This is a genomic window from Pseudomonas sp. B392_1p (assembly GCF_052245235.1).
GTDB classification, from domain to species: domain Bacteria; phylum Pseudomonadota; class Gammaproteobacteria; order Pseudomonadales; family Pseudomonadaceae; genus Serpens; species Serpens gallinarum.
The window spans coordinates 129,268-147,229 of the sequence record NZ_JBQPXM010000012.1 but is presented as its reverse complement, the minus strand read 5'-3'; the positions used below and the strand labels follow the sequence as shown (position 1 = coordinate 147,229).

The following is a 17,962-nucleotide window of genomic DNA, read 5'->3' as shown; positions in this document are numbered from 1 at the left end:
GGCGAATTCTACAGCAACCTGAATCGCTGTCAACTCCAACCTCGCACCGCCTTCGCTTCGAAAAGCGAACCTTCCGACACTCTTCAAACCGCTTAACTCGTTGATCTACAAGGAGTTTTCAGTAAGGTCTGCACCGGAAGTGGGGCGCATTATAGGCCGCTGGATTCTGCCGTCAACGGTTATTTGCAGTTTTATTGCAGATACCGTTAGGCGGCTATAAACCCTGAGCCAACTTACCGGCAAAGCGTTCTGCCAACGCTGTGATGGTCAGGCTGGGGTTGACCCCCACATTAACGGGGATGGCGCTGCCATCAACTACATACAACCCAGAATAGCCGAAGACTTCGTGGTTTTGGTCGATAACACCTTGCTCCGGACCTACGGCCATCACCGCCCCGCCGAGCAGATGTGCCGTTACGGAGAGATTGGCCAGGCTTTCCGGCAAGACGTTCTGCGCATCCCCCTGGCTGACCTCCGCGAAAATGCGCGCAGCCGCATTGGCCTGGGGAAGATAGGAAGGAGCCCGATCCCCGACGGCAACCTCAGAAACCAATGAACGCCGCCCGCCGCGCAATAAGCTCCGACCATAGACAAAGCGAAGCTCATTGTCCGCCTGCTGCATCACCGTCAGCACGGACACCCGCCGATGCCAGCCTTTGGCGCGCCAGCCAATCGTTGAACGAACAGGATGACGCAGGAACTGACCCACTACACCCAGAGCTCGGCGCCAGGGTCGCTCGCCATCCACCAACGGCCCCATATAGAAGCGCATGAAGCTATAGCTGGCCGGGAAACGGTTTTGCGTAATGTGGGTTTTCTCGTCCGGATGGAAGTGTGTCGAGATGGTTGTGCCCTGGGAGACATCCATAGCGCTGTCTTTGGCAAGGATGCTGACGATGGCCTCGCTGTTGGTGCGCACGTGCTCACCCAGCGCGCGGGAAATGTCCGGCAGCGTTTTATAGTGATCACGGGACGCGAACAGGATTTCCAGGGTGCCGGTCACGCCAGCCGCGAGAATCACCCGACGCGCCCTGAGCGACTCCTGTGCCTGACGCTTCCAGGGGTGACGGCGATAAACCCGATACCCCTCCCCTTCCTCCTTTATATGCGTGACCCGAGACTCCGCAAGAATCTGCACGCCCAATTGCTCAGCCATATAGAGGTAGTTGTGGTCGAGGCTGTTCTTCGCACCCTGGGAGCTGCCGGTGATACAGCGACCGCACAGGTTGCAGCCGCGACGGGCCGGCCCCTGTCCATCCAGAATGGGGTCGTCGGTAAAACGATGTGGATCACCAAAATAGATACCCTGCGGCACCGAGCCAAATGTATGCGCCGCGCCCATACGCTCCGCGGTGGTTTCCAACCACTCATCCTGAATGCCGCGATAGGGATTCACCGCCACGCCGAGCATGCGTTTGGCCGTGGCGTAATGCGGCGCCAGTTCGGCAGACCAATCGGGACTCAGCGCACTCCAGGTCGGATCGCGATAGAAGCGCTCGCCCGGCTCCAGCAACACGGCGGCATACACCAGACTGCCGCCGCCCACGCCAATGCCGCGCACTACACCCAAGTGGCGATAAATATCCTGAGCCAGAAAGCCATAGCGTCCCAGCGCTGGAGCCCAGGCCAAAGCGCTGGCCTTTTTGCCGGCCCGCTCCAGATCCGCTTCCGTTACGCGGCGGCCTTGCTCCAGCACGGCAACCTTCAGCCCCCGCTCGGCCATGCGCAACGCCGAAACGCTGCCGCCAAAGCCCGAACCCACAATCAGCACATCGAAGTCGAAGGGCTCGCTCATGATTCACGCTGCAACAGAAAGGGGAACGCCAGATGCCGCAATACCGGCAGATTGATCACCGTCATGCCCAACAGCGTGCCTTCATTCAACACGCGCAGCTCATCGACGACCCAGCGCCATGGCAACACCGCGTCCTTGCCGTAGTGCAACGCCACACCCTGTCGTCCATCCACCAGAGACGCACCTTCCCGGCATTGCATCCGCAGCTTCTCTACGCTGCCGCTTGCCGTGCGCAGCACATTGGTGGCTGTATCCGCATCCAGGAAGCGCTTGCCCTGCCAGCCCGGCAAACCGCTCAGCGCAACGCTCGGCCCGGCACTGGCACGCAACCACCATGGGCCAATAAAGCAGGCGCGGAAAAATCCTTCCCGCACCTGGACCGGTGCAGGCTCCAATTCGTTGAACACCTGACGAATATGGCTCAGGGACGCTTTCGACAACCTATGAGCAGACATCACAGACTTCCCGTACTGGTAAACACAGGCAGGCATGTAAGCTGATATGCACCGGTTGCACAGTGGCCCAAAGCACACTCGTGACAGGACTGACCGAACATACAGGGACGTCTATCAGCGCCAAGCGGAACCGCAACTCCTTGCGCAAGTAGTCTATAACCAAGGTTCCGACGCGTTTACTCCGGCACTTACATGACGAAATCGATTTTCCATTCTCTGCTCGTCCTGCTCCTGCCCATCCCAGCCAGCGCCGAAACCCTGGAAATCGCCACCCCGCTGGTAGTCACCGGCAGCCGTCTTCTGACACCCAGCTTCGACCAGCCCTATTCCATCGACAGCGTCAACAGCCGCCAGATCAGCGAAGGTCAGTTGGGCATCAACGCTTCCGAAGCCCTCAGCCGCGTTCCCGGCTTGGCCATCCAGAATCGCCAGAACTATGCCCAAGACCTGCAGATTTCCTCGCGCGGATTCGGCACCCGCTCGGCGTTTGGCGTACGCGGCATCAAATTGATCGCCGACGGCATCCCGGCCAGTACCCCAGACGGCCAGGGCCAGGCCGCCACCTTCAATCTGGACACCGCAGATCGCATAGAAGTATTACGCGGCCCCGCATCGACCCTGTATGGCAGCAATGCCGGCGGCGTTATCCAGGTGTTTTCCCGCGATGGCCGCGGCAGCCCACGTGCGGGCGTCGAAACCCTGCTCGGCAGCGACGGCCTGACACGCAACCACCTCAGCGCGGAAGGCGAAACCGACGGCATCGGCTTCCTGCTCGACGCCTCGCGCCTGGACACCGACGGCTACCGCGACCACAGCGCCGCCCGTCGCGACCAGACGTTCGCCAAACTCAACCTTGCGCCGGACGACGACAGCACGCTGAACCTGGTCTTCAGCAGCCTGGAGCAAAACGACACCGAAGACCCGCTGGGCCAGACCTGGGAAGGCTATCGCGCCGATCCCCGTTCGGTGACCGCCAACGCGCTGCTCTACGACACACGCAAGAGCATCGACCACCAGCAACTGGGCAGCAATTACGAGCGCCGTTTCGGCGACGCCACCCTGCAGGCCACTGCCTACACCGGCCGGCGCAGCGTGCTGCAATTTCTGTCGATCCCCAAAGCCGTGCCCGCCAACGAGCGTGGCGGCGGGGTGGTGGACTTCGACCGCACCTTTTATGGCGGCAGCCTGCGCTGGTTACAGCCCCTGGAAAGTGCACCCGGCGACCTGCAACTGGTGTTCGGCCTGGACTACGACCGCAGTCGCGACGACCGCCAGGGCTACCAGAACTTCGTCGGCGACCAACTCGGCGTGAAAGGCGAACTGCGCCGCGACGAAATCGACACCGTCACCAGCCTCGACCCCTACGCCCAGGCCACGTGGAAACTAGGCGACTGGACCCTGCAGGGCGGCTTGCGCTACAGCACCGTGGAAATCGACATCGACGACCGCTTCATCACCGCCGACAACGGCGACGACAGCGGCCGGCGGCGTTTCGAGCAGGCCACGCCCACTCTGAGCCTCGGCTACGCCTTCAGCCCGACGCTCAATGGCTACATCAGTGTCGGCAAAGCCTTCGAGACGCCAACCCAGGGCGAACTGGCCTACGCCCCCGGTGGCGGCAGCGGCTCCAATCTGAATCTGGACCCGGCCACCAGCACGCAATACGAACTCGGCCTGAAAGCCCTGCTCGGCGAACGCGTGCGCATCAACGCCGCGCTGTTCCAGATCGACACTGACGATGAAATCGTCGTCTTCGCCAACCAGAACGGCCGCACCAGCTACCAGAACGCCGGCCGCACCCAACGCCGCGGGTTCGAGCTGGGCCTGGACAGCCAGCTCAGCGAGCACTGGTCGGCCTACCTCGCCTACACCTACCTGAGCGCCACCTACGCCTCGCGCTTCAACGCTGGCAACCTCTCTATAGAAGAAGGCAACGATTTACCCGGCGTACCGCGCACCACCCTTTACGGCGAACTCAACTGGCGTCCGCAAGACGGCATCAGCACCGCCCTTGAAGCCCAGTACCGCAGCCAGGTCTACACCGAAGACACCAACACCGCCAAAGCCGCGCCGAGCTATGCCGTGTTCCACTGGCGCGCGCGCCTCGAACAGCGAAGCGGGCCCTGGACCTTTCACCAGACCCTGCGCCTGGACAACCTGCTGGACCGCCAATACGTCGGTTCGGTGATCGTCGGCGACGGCAATGGCCGCTACTACGAAGCCGCACCGGGCCGCTCCTGGTATGCCGGCGCCGGGCTGGAGTTTCAGTTTTAACCATTCCGTAGGATGGGTTGAGCGCAGCGATACCTATCGTCTCTCACACCCATAATGCAAAGGACTGCATACCGATGACCGCCTACCGCCGCGACCACACACCCGGCGCCACCTGGTTCTTCACACTCAACCTCGCTGACCGCAACGCCACATTGCTCACTACGCACATCGAAAACCTGCGTAGCGCCTTCGTCTATGCCATGCACCGTCATCCATGGCGGATAGACGCCGTCGTCATCCTGCCCGATCACCTGCATGCGATCTGCACCCTGCCGGCGCACGATGCCGATTACCCCCTGCGTTGGCGACTGATCAAAGCGCATTTCTCGCGCAGCCTGCCAAAACACGAACACATTTCCGCCAGCCGCGCACGGCGAGGCGAGCGCGGCATCTGGCAGCGTCGCTATTGGGAACATCGCATTCGCGACGAAAAGGACTTCGTCCGACACGTGAATTACATCCACCACAATCCCCGAAAACATGGGCATGTCGAAAATCTTGCCGACTGGCCGTGGTCGTCTTTCCACCGCTATGTCCTGATGGGTTTGTTACCTGAGGATTGGGCAGGCGAAGGAATAGAGAATAATGCGGGTGAACGAAATGAACGGGGCTTGGCAAGGATCAATTGATGGGTATCGCTGCGCTCCACCCATCCTACGAATTCGAAGTTTCGGTCAGGATGTAGGATGGTGTTGAGCGCAGCGATACCCATCAAAGCTCCATGCAAAAAGGCCAGTCTCCGACCGGCCTGTTAGTTCACGCCCTTCTCACTTACCCATTACTCGGAAACGCAAACTGCGCCGCTTCGTGGCTCGCCCGTTGCGGCCAGCGCTGGGTAATCGCCTTGCGCCGGGTGTAGAAGCGCACGCCGTCCGGGCCGTAGGCGTGCAGGTCGCCGAACAGGGAGCGTTTCCAGCCGCCGAAGCTGTGGTAGGCGACCGGCACCGGCAGGGGGACGTTGACGCCGACCATGCCGACTTCGATTTCGTCGCAGAACAGTCGGGCGGCTTCGCCGTCGCGGGTGAAGATGCAGGTGCCGTTGCCGTATTCGTGGGCGTTGATCAATTGCATGGCGGCTTCCAGGCTGCCGACGCGGACGATACACAGCACCGGACCGAAGATTTCTTCCTGGTAGATGCGCATGTCCGGGGTGACGCGGTCGAACAGGCAGCCGCCGAAGAAGAAGCCGTCTTCATGGCCCGCCACGGATAAGCCGCGGCCGTCGACCACCAGTTCGGCGCCAGCACGCACGCCGTCTTCGACGTAGCCGCTGACCTTGTCCAGGTGCTGACGGGTGACCAGCGGGCCCATGTCCAGGCCGCAAGAGGTGCCCGCGCCGACTTTCAACGCCTGAATCTGTGGCACCAGCTTGGCGACCAGCGCATCGGCGATCTGGTCGCCCACGCATACCGCCACGGAGATGGCCATGCAGCGCTCGCCGCAGGAGCCGTAGGCGGCGCCCATCAGGGAACTGACTGCGTTATCCAGGTCGGCGTCGGGCATCAGCACCGCGTGGTTCTTCGCTCCGCCGAGGGCTTGCACGCGTTTGCCGCGTTTGGTGCCTTCGGCATAGATGTATTCGGCAATCGGCGTTGAGCCGACGAAGCTGACCGCTTTGATCTCTGGCGCCTCAAGCAGCGCGTCCACCGCCTCCTTGTCACCGTGAACCACATTGAGCACGCCCTTCGGCAGTCCGGCCTGGTTGAGCAGGTCGGCGATATAGAGCGCCGAGCTAGGGTCGCGCTCGGAGGGTTTGAGGATGAAGCAGTTGCCGCAGGCGATGGCTAGCGGGTACATCCACAGCGGCACCATGGCCGGGAAGTTGAACGGGGTGATGCCGGCGACCACGCCGAGCGGCTGTTGATCGCTCCAGGCGTCGATGTTGGGGCCGACGTTGCGGCTGTATTCACCCTTGAGCAGTTGCGGGGCACCGCAGGCGTATTCGACGTTTTCGATGCCGCGCTGCAACTCGCCCGCCGCGTCTTCAAGGGTCTTGCCGTGTTCTTCGCTGATCAGTTGGACGATGGCGTCCTTGTGCTGCTCCAGCAATTGCTTGAAGCGGAACAGGACCTGGGCGCGCTTGGCCGGCGGGGTGTTGCGCCAGGCAGGAAAGGCCGCCTGGGCTGCATCGATGGCGAGCTGCACGGTGGCGCGGTCAGCCAGGGCAACCTGGTGAATCGCCTGGCCGGTGGAGGGATTGAAGACGTCGGCGCTGCGGCCGTGTCCGGCGAGACGCTCGCCGTTGATCAGATGCGGGATGTGGCTCATGGGCACTCCATGTTCTGTTGCGTAGGGTGAATGCCTTTGTGGCATCCACCGGCATGGTCGGAACGTGTTAGCGATTCAGGCAAAGTGGATCAACGCTCCCCTTGCGTACGAGTCCGCTCCTACAAAAGCCGCCGCGTCAGAAAGGACGCGGCGCGTGCTCAGGCGGTCTGGTTCAGCGCCTCGCCGACGGCATCGAACAGGCTATCCAGCTCCTCGGGCTTGGCGTTGAAGGTTGGGCCAAACTGCAGACAGTCGCCGCCGAAACGCACATAGAAGCCGGCTTGCCAGAGCTTCATCGCCGCCTCAAAGGGGCGCACGATGGCGTCACCGTCGCGGGGCGCAACCTGGATGGCACCGGCCAGCCCGCAGTTGCGGATATCCACCACGTTCTTTGTGCCCTGCAGGCCGTGAATGGCCTGCTCGAAATGTGGTGCCAGCTCGGCGGCCTGCTGCACGAGGTTTTCCCGCGCCAGGATCTCCAGCGAAGCCAGGCCGGCTGCGCAGGCCACCGGGTGCGCCGAGTAGGTGTAACCGTGGGGAAACTCCACGGCGTATTCCGGAATCGACTGGCCCATGAAGGTTTGGTAGATCTCCCGGCTGGCCACCACAGCGCCCAGCGGCACGGCGCCATTGGTGACCTGCTTGGCAAGATTCATGATGTCCGGGGTGACGCCAAAATACTCCGCGCCGCTGTAGGAGCCGAGGCGGCCGAAGCCGGTGATCACTTCGTCGAAGATCAGCAGGATGTTGTGGGCATCGCAGATCTCGCGCAGGCGCTGCAGATAATCCGTCGGCGGCACGATCACCCCGGCCGAGCCGGACATCGGCTCGACGATCACCGCCGCGATGTTCGAGGCGTCGTGCAGTTCGATCAGGCGTAGCAGGTCATTGGCCAGTTCAACGCCGCCGGTTGCGGCCATGCCTTTGGTAAAGGCCATGCCGGGTTGCAGGGTGTGCGGCAAATGATCGGCGTCCATCATCAGGCCGAAGCTCTTGCGGTTCCCGCCCATGCCACCCAGCGCGGTGCCGGCGACGTTGACGCCGTGGTAGCCACGGGCGCGGCCGATCAGCTTGGTCTTGCTGGCCTGACCTTTGATGCGCCAGTAGGCGCGAGCCATCTTGATGGCGGTGTCGGCGCACTCGGAGCCGGAGTTGGTGAAAAACACGTGATCAAGCTCACCGGGCAGGCGCTCGGCGATTTTCTCCGCCAACTGGAAGGACAGCGGATGGCCGTACTGGAAGCCCGGCGAGTAATCGAGGGTGCCCAGCTGCTGGCTGACCGCCGCCTGGATTTCCTTGCGTGAATGCCCCGCGCCGCAGGTCCACAGTCCGGACAGGCTGTCGTAGATGCGCCGGCCCTTGTCGTCGATCAGCCAGCTGCCTTCGGCGGCGACGATCAGGCGCGGATCGCGCTGGAAGTTGCGGTTGGCGCTAAAGGGCATCCAGTGCGCATCCAGCTTGAGCTGGCTGGCCAGGGGCAACGGGGCGGTATGCGGCATGTTCATCGAGCGAGCCTCGCAGAATCGTGATTATTGTTGTGGGGTAGCGCGGGATTCACTATCCGACTGCCGCACGGGTCGCGAATCGCGTCGCCTCTACAGGGTAGACGTCGAAGGTGCCACGGGCTTAGATTCAGGAAAATCCAACTTTATGGATCTTCAGTTGTGGAATTACTAAACCAATGAACAGCCGCCGCACCGATCCTTTGGCCCAGGTCAGCGACTTCGATCTGCGCTTGCTGCGCGTGTTTTGTCGCGTGGCGGAGTGCGGCGGTTTTTCGGCCGCCGAAAGCGTGCTGGGCATCGGTCGCTCGGCGATCAGTCAGCAGATGAGCGACCTGGAGCAGCGCCTCGGCTTGCGTCTGTGTCAGCGCGGGCGAGCCGGTTTCGCTCTGACCGACGAGGGTCGTGAGGTGTACCGCGCCACTCAGCAGTTGCTGGCTGCGCTGGAAGGTTTTCGCAGTGAGGTGAACAGCCTGCACCAGCACTTGCGGGGTGAGCTGAACATCGGTCTTACCGACAACCTGGTCACCGTGTCGCACATGCGCATCACCCACGCCCTGGCGCGCTTGAAAGAGCGCGGCCCGGACGTGCGTATCAATATCCGCATGGTCCCGCCCAGCGAGGTGGAACAAGGCGTGCTCGACGGTCGCCTGCACATCGGCGTGGTGCCCCAGGCCGGCGCGCTGCCGGGCCTCGATTACCAACCGCTCTACGACGAGCGCTCACAGCTGTATTGCGCGGTCGGCCACCCGTTGTTTGAACTCGCCGAGGCGCAGCTCGACGATGCGCGCCTGGACACCCAAGACGCCATTGCTCCCACCTTTCGCCTGCCACCTCACGCTCAGGCCCATTACCGCGCCCTGCACTGCACGGCCAGCGCTTCGGACCGCGAGGGCATGGCCTTTCTGATTCTCACTGGGCGCTACATCGGCTACTTGCCCGACCATTACGCCGAGCCCTGGGTGCGCGAAGGTCGGTTGCGCGCATTACAACCCGATGCGCGTTTTTATGAGCTGAGCCTCGCCTCGGTGACGCGCAAGGGCCGGCGCGCCCATTTGGTGCTGGAGGAGTTTCTCGCCGCGCTTGCCGTTACCCCTTAACCAGCCGCCCATCACGCTATTCAAGAATGATCGCCATGCCTTTTACCCTCGCCGCTCCCTGCCAGTATCAGGAAGACATCCGCAAAAGCCGTTTCCTTGCCCTCGCCGCGCCGGTCAATAGTGCCGAAGATGCGCAAACATTTATTGCCGTCCACAGCGAGCCCACCGCTACGCACAACTGCTGGGCCTGGAAGGTCGGCGCGCAGTACCGCTTCAACGACGACGGCGAACCGGGCGGTACGGCGGGCCGGCCGATCCTGGCCGCCATCGAGGGCCAGGACTGCGATCAGGTCGCGGTGCTGGTCATTCGCTGGTACGGCGGCATTCAGCTGGGCACCGGCGGCCTGGCTCGCGCCTACGGCGGCAGCGCGGCCAAGTGCCTGCAGGCCGGCGAGCGATTGGAACTGGTGACGCGCATTGCCTTGCACTGTCGCTGCGGATTCGCCGAACTGGCGCTGGTGCGCCAGCGCCTGGCCGAGGCGGATGGAGTAATCGAAGCCGAGCAGTTTCTCGCCGACGGTGTGGAACTGCAGTTCGCCCTGCCGGCGCATCGACTTGAGGTCGTCCAGCGCCAGTTGGCCGATCTCAGCCGGGGACGGATCCACATACAACGTCGCTGAGCCCGTGCTCCGGTAAGCACGTTATCCTTGTGAACAGTTTTTCGCAGCATTGAGGTAGGCAACATGTCCAAGACCGCATTGATCATTGGCGCATCCCGCGGCATCGGCCTGGGGTTGGCGCAGCGTTTTCTCGAACAGGGCTGGCAGGTCATCGCCACCTACCGCAGCAGCAAAGGCCTGCTGCAACTGCAAAAGCTGCCGAGCGTGCGCGCCGAACAGGTCGATATTCTCGACCGCGCCAGTGTCGCGGCACTGGCCAGGCGCTTGCAGAACATCACGGTGGATATTTTGCTGGTCAACGCCGGTGTCTCCGGCCCGGCACACCGAGAAGTGGAACCGGCCACTCCGGATGAAATCGGCTCGTTGTTCATGACCAACGCCATCGCCCCGCTACAAGTCGCCGAGCGCTTGCTGCCGATCCTCAAGCCCGACGGCGTGCTGGGTTTCACCAGCTCGATCATGGGCAGCCAGGAACTGGCGGTTGCCCAGCATCGTCTGTACAGCGCCAGCAAGGCGGCGCTCAACCATATGGTGCACAGCCTGACGCAAAAGCTTGGCGTCGATTCGCGACGCACCCTGCTCTGCCTCCATCCAGGCTGGGTACAAACCGACATGGGCGGCAACAGCGCGCCGGTGGATCTGCTCACCAGCACGGACGGCTTGTGCCGCGTTTTGCGCGAAGCCGAAGGCAAGGGCGGCCTGCACTTTCTGGACTACCAGGGCCAGGTCCTGCCTTGGTAACACTGGCAACTCAACCGTTTTGATGGAGCGCCCCATGCACGTCTGGCTCAATACCTTGCCCAAGGCCGAACTGCACCTGCACCTGGAAGGCTCGCTGGAGCCTGAACTGCTGTTCGCGCTGGCCGAGCGCAACAAGATCTCACTGCCCTGGAACGACGTGGACAGCCTGCGCGGCGCCTACGCCTTCAACAACCTGCAGGAATTCCTCGACCTCTATTACCAAGGCGCCGATGTGCTGCGCACCGAACAGGACTTTTATGACCTGACCTGGGCCTACCTGAAACAATGCCAGTCCCAGCGTGTGGTGCATACCGAGCCCTTCTTTGACCCGCAAACCCATACCGATCGCGGCATTCCCTTCGAGGTGGTGGTGAATGGCATCAGCCAAGCGCTCAAGGATGGTCGTGGGCAACTGGGCATCCGCAGCGGACTGATCCTCAGTTTCCTGCGCCACCTGTCCGAAGAGGAAGCGTTCAAGACCCTGGAGCAAGCGATGCCTTATCGCGACGCCTTTATCGCCGTGGGCCTGGACAGTTCCGAGTTGGGCCATCCGCCGTCCAAGTTCGAGCGGGTATTCGCCAAGGCGCGCGCCGAAGGCTTGCCGGCGGTGTGCCACGCCGGCGAGGAAGGGCCGCCAGAGTACATCTGGCAGGCGCTGGACCTGCTCAAGGCCAAGCGCATCGACCACGGCGTGCGCGCCGCCGAAGACCCGCGCCTGCTACAGCGCCTGATAGATGAACAAATCCCGCTCACCGTCTGCCCGCTGTCGAACATCAAGCTGCGGGTGTTCGAGGACATGGCTCAGCACAACATTCTCGACCTGCTGGAGATGGGCGTGAAGGTTACGGTCAACTCTGACGATCCGGCCTACTTCGGCGGCTATGTCACGGAAAACTTCATCGCTCTACACGACAGCCTGGGCATGACCCGCGAACAGGCCCAGCGTCTGGCCAGAAACAGCCTGGAGGCCCGGCTGGTCTAGTCCTATAACATCGCTTCCCCGTGGAGCCGGCGTGCTGGCGATGCTCTCGCATCACGCTCATCGCCAGCGCGCTGGCTCCTACAAAAGCCGCTCATGCCACAACGGGGCGGTACGCCAAGCAGATGAATCTCACACAAGTACCCCAACCAAAAAGCCCGCGCCTACAACCCGGCTTCCGCCAGTCGCCGGGCATGCTCCACATAGACCGCGACCGGGTCGACGCCTGGCCCCACCGCGCCGAGTTGCTGGTTGACGATGTCCAGGTGATCAAACGGGTAATCGGAGCGAATCACCTGGCCCAGGTGTGAGCTGAAGCGACCGACCATGCCGTCGTTCTGCCCCGCCTCGCGCACGAAGCAGCGTGACAGCAATCGACACAGTCGCTGGCTGGGGTCGAGGCGGTTGGGCCCCCGGTCGGTAATGCCTGGCTGCAAGGTGCCGGACCAGGAGTAATAGCGCACGCCATCCACCTCAGGTTCACCCTCGCCGCCCCAGAGCGCCGGCAAGCCCTGTGGATAACGGGCGTTGAACGCCGCCACCCCTTCGCTGCCCAGATCCTGCAACGATTCCAGGGCGTCGCGCGGCAGCACCCTGTCATCAGCGGCAGAATCCAGCCCTTGCATGACCAACGCCAGCCCCTGGGTGATGTTCGCCAGCCAGCGCCGCGGACGTCCGCCCGGCTGCAGGTGAAGCTGCAGATAGTCGGCCACCTCCGAACCCTGGTTCGGCCCGGCCACCGAGGTGACCGACGCCACCCACTGCGGACGCAGCGCCGCCACATAACGCGCGCTCAGCGCACCCTGACTGTGACCGATCAGGTGCACCCGCTCGGCACCCAACTCGGCGCGGAGCGCTTCGACCTGGGCCAGCAATTGCTCGCCACGCACCGTGTTGCCATGTACCGCCGACAGGCGCACCGCATGCACCGTGGCGCCGGCGGCACGCAGCGCGGTATCGATGCCGTACCAGTAGGAATAACCGGCCAGGCTTACGAAGCCGAGCATGCCGTGCACCAACACCAGCGGATAACGGGGCGCGAGGTTCATGGCGATGTCCTGTGTGATCGGATTCAGTTCAGGCTCATTCTGGCTGATGTATCCGGAAACGCAGCCGCATCCGCCTGACACTCTTTATCACAGCACCATCATCCACAGCGGCAGACTGGCCGCCGCCAACAGGGTCGACAGGCACACAGTTGAGCTCACCGTGCGGCTGTCCTCCGGAGTACGCACGAAGGCCAGCACATTGACTCCCGTCGGGCAGGCAGCCATCAATACCAACACCGCGCGCGCCGTGTCGTTGAGCCCCAGCCAAGCCGCCAACAGATACACCGCCACGGGAAATACCGCGAGCTTTACCAGGGTCAGTCCCAGCACACCACGGGACAAATGCAGGCTGTACCGCGCCAGACTCATGCCCAGCACCATGAGGGCGCACGGCAAGGCTGCGGCCGACAGCCAGCTGGCCAGTTTCCACAACGGCTCAGGCAGGGCCAGGCCGGACAGGTTGACCAGAGCACCGAGCAGTAGGCCGATGATCACCGGATTGGCCAGGTTCTTCAGCAGCGCCAGCGGCTGTATTTTTTCACCGCTGCCGAAGGCCGCATACAGACTGTGCAAGGAAAACAGCAACAGGCTGTGGAACACCAGCACTGCGAACAGATACACCAGGCTGTCCGTACCCAGCACCGTGGCCACCAGCGGAATGCCGATCAGCACGTTATTGGAATAGGCAGCCGTCAGGCCCAGCGGCGAGGCCTTGCCACGACGCAGGTGCACCAGCAGGTTGACCACTATGAACACCAGCAGCACCGGCAGGAAATAACCGATCAGCAGGTTTGGCGACAGCCCCTGGGCCAATTCGGCCTTGGCAATGCCGGTAAATAACAGCACGGGCATGAACAGCTTGAAGGTCAGGCTGGCCAGCCCGGTGGCCGCCTCGCCACTCAGCCAGCGGCGCCGGCCGATTACATAACCCAGGATTACCAACAGGAAAATCGGCAGAATTGCCTGCACCGCCACCATAATCGCGCACTCCGACTACTAAGGCGCAAAAGCGCGCCACAGAGGCGATGGAGCATACTCAAGGGCCACTCATCTGGCGATGGCAAAAAGCTGCGACTTGGTCAGAAGCTATCAGCCGCATCCCATGGCTTGCGAGGAACCATCAACCGCCCCTAGAGTGCAGCCTGTTATCCCGACACGCCTTTGCCATGCCCATACCTCGTACCGCACAGAAGCAACAGACCCGCCAAGCCCTGATGGACGCTGCCCGCGAGCTCATGGACAGCAATCGCGATTTTGGCAGCTTGAGCCTACGCGAAGTGGCGCGCCGCGCCGGTATCGTGCCGACCGGCTTTTACCGTCACTTCGCCGATATGGATGAACTGGGCCTGGCGCTGGTGGCCGAAGTCGGCGAAACCTTCCGCGACACCCTGCGCCGGGTCCGCCACAACGAGTTCGAGCAGAACGGCCTGATCGAAGCAAGCACACGCATTTTCCTTGATGCGGTTGCTATCAACCGCGTTCAATTTCTGTTTCTGGCCCGCGAGCAGTACGGCGGCTCCCTGCCGATCCGCCAGGCCATTGCCACCCTGCGCCAATGCATTACCGACGATTTGTGCGCCGATTTACAGTTGATGAACCGCATGCCGCACCTGGACGTGCCGGCCATTGAGGTGGTCTCCGACCTGGTGGTGAAAACCGTGTTCGCCACCTTGCCGGAACTCATCGATCCGCCACCTGCCGGCCTGCCCGCTCACCTGAGCCCCGAAGCGAAGATCACCCAGCAGCTGCGTTTCATCATGGTGGGCGGCCGGCATTGGCTCGGCCCGGGGCGCGCCAAGCCCTGAGCATCCCGGGCGTGTCCCGGCCCGATGAAGAGAAAAAATTTGTCCGCAGTCATGGTAATGGCACGAAGATAGCAACGATGATGGTGCTGCTAATGGATTAGCACCCGGTCAGCTCGTCGGCACCATCCGCCCGGCGAGCTGACCATCCTTTTTTGCCAACGGTCAAAAAGCGATCAGCCGCGCCAAAGCCTGATCCAATGCCGCCCCGGCACGCTTACCCCACACTTACTCACCGTTTTATCCACCGCTTAGGTGGACAACTCCAGCTGCTCTCAAAACGTCATGAACGCTGCCAAGTACTTGATATGCGCCGGTTTTTTGACTGAACAAAAAAGCAGCAAAGCGCTGAAAGGCCGATAGGTCAAGGATTTGCGCCGTTTATTCTCATGTTATGCACAGATGCGCCCACAGAATCGCTGAACAACTATGAATCCCATGACAGGCTGCCCCCACGGTCAGGTGGTGACGCATTCCGTCACTTGAGACTCAATGCCCTCCGAGATAGGCATTGCGCACTTCCTCATTGCCCAGCAGTTCAGCACCGCTACCGCTCAGGCGGATCTGCCCGTTGGCCATGACATAACCGCGATCAGACAGTTTCAGCGCATGGTTGGCGTTCTGCTCGACCAGAAAGATGGTCATGCCGCCTTCCGCCAGATCGCGCAGGATCTGAAAGATCTGCTTGACCACAATCGGTGCCAGTCCCAGCGACGGCTCGTCGAGCAGCAGCAGTTTCGGCCGGCTCATCAGGGCGCGGGCGATGGCGAGCATTTGCTGCTCGCCGCCGGAGAGCGTCATGGCGCGCTGATTGCGCCGCTCCTTGAGGCGCGGAAACAACTCGAACATGCGCTGCATGTCTTCATCAGCATGGGCCAGACCGATGGGAATGGTGCCCATCAGCAGGTTTTCCTCAACGTTCATGTCGGGAAATACGCGGCGCCCCTCCGGAGATTGAGCAATACCACTGGAGGCCACGAAGTGCGACGATTTGTGGGTAATGTCCTGGCCGCGAAACAGGATCTGTCCCGAAGCTGCTCGCGGCTGGCCGAAGATCGACATCAACAGCGTCGATTTGCCCGCGCCGTTGGCGCCGATCAGGCACACCGTCTCGCCCTCACCGACCTGCAGGCTGACGCCACGCAGAGCCTGGATCGGACCGTAGAACACGTCCACCTCACGGAATTCGAGCAGCGGAATTCTGGGGGCTGGTCCTTGGACGCTCATACCACCTCCTCCTCGTCAGCGCCCAGGTAAGCGGCAATCACTTTGGGGTCATGGCGAATATCCTGCGGCCTGCCTTGGGCGATTACATCGCCGTGGTCGAGCACCACGATGTAATCCGAGATGCTCATGACCATGCCCATGTCATGCTCGATGAGCAGTACCGTAAGATCGTGCTCGTCGCGCAGGGTACGGATGATGCGACTCAAGGCGACGGTTTCCGGCGGGTTGAGACCCGCTGCCGGCTCGTCCAGGCAGATCAGCTGCGGGCGCGTACACAGGGCGCGGGCAATCTCCAGGCGCCGCTGCTGACCGTAGGACAGCTCGCCGGCCAGGCGATTGGCACAGTCCACCAGGTCGACCACCTCCAACCAGTAGAAGGCGTGGTTCAGCGCGTCTTCTTCAGACTGGCGAAACCTCGGAGTCTGGAACACGCCGGCCAGCAGGCCACGGTTCAGCCACATGTGCTGGGCCACCAACAAGTTTTCCACCACGGACATTTCACGGAACAGGCGAATGTTCTGGAACGTGCGCGCCAGCCCGGCGCGGTTGACCAGGTGGGTACCGCCAAACAGCTTGTACCAGAGCCGACTACCCAGCTGGCGCGGCGACACGAAATCGCTCAGGCGAAAGGGCTCGCCCAGCACCTGGATAACATCCGTCTGGCTGCCCCGTGCGTTAAGTTGGATACGCCCGCCGGTGGCCTTGTAAAAACCGGTCAGACAGTTGAAAACCGTGGTCTTGCCGGCGCCGTTAGGGCCGATCAGCGCAGAGATGCTGCCGCGCTGGATGTTCAGGCTGACGTCGTTGAGGGCCTTGATGCCGCCAAAGCGCATCATCAGATGCTCGACGCTGAGAATGTAATCGTCGCTCATGGCGCTACTCCCTTGCGCGGAACGAAACCACGCCGGCTGATCCGAATCAGCCCACGCGGTCGCCAGATCATCATCGCCACCATGAGCATGCCAAACAGCAGCACCCGGTAATCGGCAAAACTGCGCAGCAGCTCCGGCGCCACTGTGAGCACGAACGCAGCGATCACCACACCGACCGTCGAGCCCATGCCGCCGAGTACTACGATGGCAAGGATCAGGGCCGACTCGAAGAAGGTGAACGACGATGGATTGACGAAGCCCTGATAGCTGGCGAAGAACACCCCGGCCAGGCCTGCGGTGGAAGCGCCGAGCATGAAGGCCGAGAGTTTGACCAACACATGGTTGAGGCCCAGCGAGCGGCAGGCCACTTCGTCCTCGCGCAGCGCCTCCCACGCGCGGCCGACTGGCATGTGGGTCAGGCGGTGCTTGATGTACAGCACCAGAATCACCACCAGGAACAGCATGAGGTAGATGAACAAGAATTTGAGATTGGGGTTATAGGCGAAACCGAAATACTCATGGATCGGCACCCCGCCCTCCTTGGCCCGCCGCCCGAACTCCAGACCCAGCACTGTGGGCGCCGGCACCGACATGCCGTTTGGCCCACCTGTGAAGCTCAGCCAGTTATTCAGCACCAGGCGAATGATTTCACCGAAGCCCAGGGTGACGATGGCCAGGTAATCGCCATGCATGCGCAGCACCGGAAACCCCAGCAGCATACCGGCGAACGCCGCCAGCAAGGCACCCAGCGGCAACATGCTCCAGAAGCCCAGCCCGAGGTATTCATACCCCAGCGCCAGGCCGTAGGCACCGATGGCATAGAAGGCCACAAACCCCAGGTCGAGCAATCCTGCCAGGCCAACCACGATGTTCAGGCCCAGGCCGAGCAGCACATAGATCAGCCCAAGGATCACCACTGTGAGCAGGTATTTGCTGGCGAAGAACGGGAAGACAAATGCCGCCAGCAGCAGCAACGGGATGATCCAGCGCAGTTGCGTCTTGTAGTCGGGCGCCCGCACGGACACGCCGGAACCCGCGCTCCGGAACCGTTCGATCAAGGCCCGACCATGGGCCGTTTGCGCATACAGGCTGATACACAGGCGACCGAGCATCACCGCACCGACCAGCATGGCGACCCGTTCTGGCTGCAGGCGGAAGGCATAACCATCGAGCAGCACACCGACAATAGGGCCGAAGACGATCAGCGCGAGCAGCCCGGCCAGCAGGGTGTCGAGCAGGGTTTCCTTGAGGTCCACCGAAGTCGCGTTACGGCTCATG

16 protein-coding genes are annotated in these 17,962 nt (G+C 62.3%); 7 read left to right on the top strand and 9 right to left on the bottom strand.

Translation table 11 applies throughout. The annotated features are described in order from the left end of the window. Window positions 1–214: 214 nt before the first annotated feature. Both ACTV8E_RS16855 and ACTV8E_RS16850 read right to left on the bottom strand, forming a co-directional pair. Window positions 215–1,795: an FAD-dependent oxidoreductase gene (locus tag ACTV8E_RS16855; protein WP_443200251.1), complete on the bottom strand. Its 1,581-nt coding sequence runs from the start codon at window positions 1,793–1,795 to the stop codon at window positions 215–217. Continuing rightward, window positions 1,792–2,250, bottom strand: coding sequence for a hypothetical protein (locus tag ACTV8E_RS16850; protein ID WP_251837493.1), 459 nt, complete (start codon window positions 2,248–2,250; stop codon window positions 1,792–1,794). Before ACTV8E_RS16850 ends, ACTV8E_RS16855 begins: the two co-directional genes overlap by 4 nt. Window positions 2,251–2,442: 192 nt before the next feature. On the opposite strand from ACTV8E_RS16850, the gene ACTV8E_RS16845 reads away from it, so the two are divergent. Next, window positions 2,443–4,524 (top strand): TonB-dependent receptor family protein, encoded by a 2,082-nt coding sequence (locus tag ACTV8E_RS16845; RefSeq protein WP_443200250.1) that lies wholly within the window; start codon window positions 2,443–2,445, stop codon window positions 4,522–4,524. A 74-nt stretch (window positions 4,525–4,598) separates the two neighbouring features. Continuing rightward, window positions 4,599–5,153 carry an REP-associated tyrosine transposase gene (locus tag ACTV8E_RS16840; RefSeq protein WP_251837491.1) on the top strand — a complete coding sequence of 185 codons (555 nt, stop codon included), beginning with the start codon at window positions 4,599–4,601 and terminating at the stop codon, window positions 5,151–5,153. Between the two features lie 142 nt (window positions 5,154–5,295). Here the strand turns inward: ACTV8E_RS16840 and ACTV8E_RS16835 are convergent, their stop codons facing one another. Beyond that, window positions 5,296–6,792 (bottom strand): CoA-acylating methylmalonate-semialdehyde dehydrogenase, encoded by a 1,497-nt coding sequence (locus ACTV8E_RS16835; protein WP_443200249.1) that lies wholly within the window; start codon window positions 6,790–6,792, stop codon window positions 5,296–5,298. Window positions 6,793–6,950: 158 nt separating this feature from the next. Further along, a complete protein-coding gene (locus tag ACTV8E_RS16830; RefSeq protein ID WP_443200248.1) occupies window positions 6,951–8,297 on the bottom strand; it encodes an aspartate aminotransferase family protein in 1,347 nt (448 codons plus the stop codon). Between the two features lie 176 nt (window positions 8,298–8,473). On the opposite strand from ACTV8E_RS16830, the gene ACTV8E_RS16825 reads away from it, so the two are divergent. From ACTV8E_RS16825 to ACTV8E_RS16810, 4 genes are all read left to right on the top strand, one after another. After that, window positions 8,474–9,394, top strand: a complete 921-nt coding sequence (locus ACTV8E_RS16825) for a LysR family transcriptional regulator (RefSeq protein WP_273535631.1) — start codon at window positions 8,474–8,476, stop codon at window positions 9,392–9,394. Between the two features lie 35 nt (window positions 9,395–9,429). After that, window positions 9,430–10,014: an IMPACT family protein gene (locus ACTV8E_RS16820; RefSeq protein WP_443200247.1), complete on the top strand. Its 585-nt coding sequence runs from the start codon at window positions 9,430–9,432 to the stop codon at window positions 10,012–10,014. A 63-nt stretch (window positions 10,015–10,077) separates the two neighbouring features. Continuing rightward, window positions 10,078–10,755, top strand: a complete 678-nt coding sequence (locus ACTV8E_RS16815) for an SDR family oxidoreductase (protein WP_443200246.1) — start codon at window positions 10,078–10,080, stop codon at window positions 10,753–10,755. Window positions 10,756–10,789: 34 nt separating this feature from the next. Further along, window positions 10,790–11,737, top strand: coding sequence for an adenosine deaminase (locus ACTV8E_RS16810; RefSeq protein WP_443200245.1), 948 nt, complete (start codon window positions 10,790–10,792; stop codon window positions 11,735–11,737). Window positions 11,738–11,898: 161 nt separating this feature from the next. Here the strand turns inward: ACTV8E_RS16810 and ACTV8E_RS16805 are convergent, their stop codons facing one another. Further along, a complete protein-coding gene (locus ACTV8E_RS16805) occupies window positions 11,899–12,789 on the bottom strand; it encodes an esterase/lipase family protein (RefSeq protein ID WP_443200254.1) in 891 nt (296 codons plus the stop codon). Window positions 12,790–12,870: 81 nt separating this feature from the next. After that, complete coding sequence (locus ACTV8E_RS16800; RefSeq protein WP_443200244.1) at window positions 12,871–13,761, bottom strand: AEC family transporter; 891 nt, start codon at window positions 13,759–13,761, stop codon at window positions 12,871–12,873. A 188-nt stretch (window positions 13,762–13,949) separates the two neighbouring features. Here ACTV8E_RS16800 and ACTV8E_RS16795 point away from each other — a divergent pair, with 188 nt between their 5' ends. Continuing rightward, window positions 13,950–14,588, top strand: coding sequence for a TetR family transcriptional regulator (locus ACTV8E_RS16795; RefSeq protein WP_273535621.1), 639 nt, complete (start codon window positions 13,950–13,952; stop codon window positions 14,586–14,588). 486 nt (window positions 14,589–15,074) lie between these two features. Here ACTV8E_RS16795 and ACTV8E_RS16790 read toward each other — a convergent pair whose 3' ends face one another. Genes ACTV8E_RS16790 through livM form a run of 3 tightly spaced genes read right to left on the bottom strand, consistent with a single transcriptional unit; the run spans window position 15,075 to window position 17,961 of the window. Continuing rightward, window positions 15,075–15,812 carry an ABC transporter ATP-binding protein gene (locus ACTV8E_RS16790; protein WP_273535620.1) on the bottom strand — a complete coding sequence of 246 codons (738 nt, stop codon included), beginning with the start codon at window positions 15,810–15,812 and terminating at the stop codon, window positions 15,075–15,077. Then, entirely contained in the window at window positions 15,809–16,684 is an 876-nt protein-coding gene (locus ACTV8E_RS16785) for an ABC transporter ATP-binding protein (protein ID WP_251837481.1), read from the bottom strand. Before ACTV8E_RS16785 ends, ACTV8E_RS16790 begins: the two co-directional genes overlap by 4 nt. Next, on the bottom strand, window positions 16,681–17,961 hold the full coding sequence (gene livM, locus ACTV8E_RS16780) for a high-affinity branched-chain amino acid ABC transporter permease LivM (protein ID WP_251837480.1): 1,281 nt from the start codon (window positions 17,959–17,961) through the stop codon (window positions 16,681–16,683). The genes ACTV8E_RS16785 and livM overlap by 4 nt, the downstream gene beginning before the upstream one ends. Window position 17,962 lies beyond the last annotated feature (1 nt).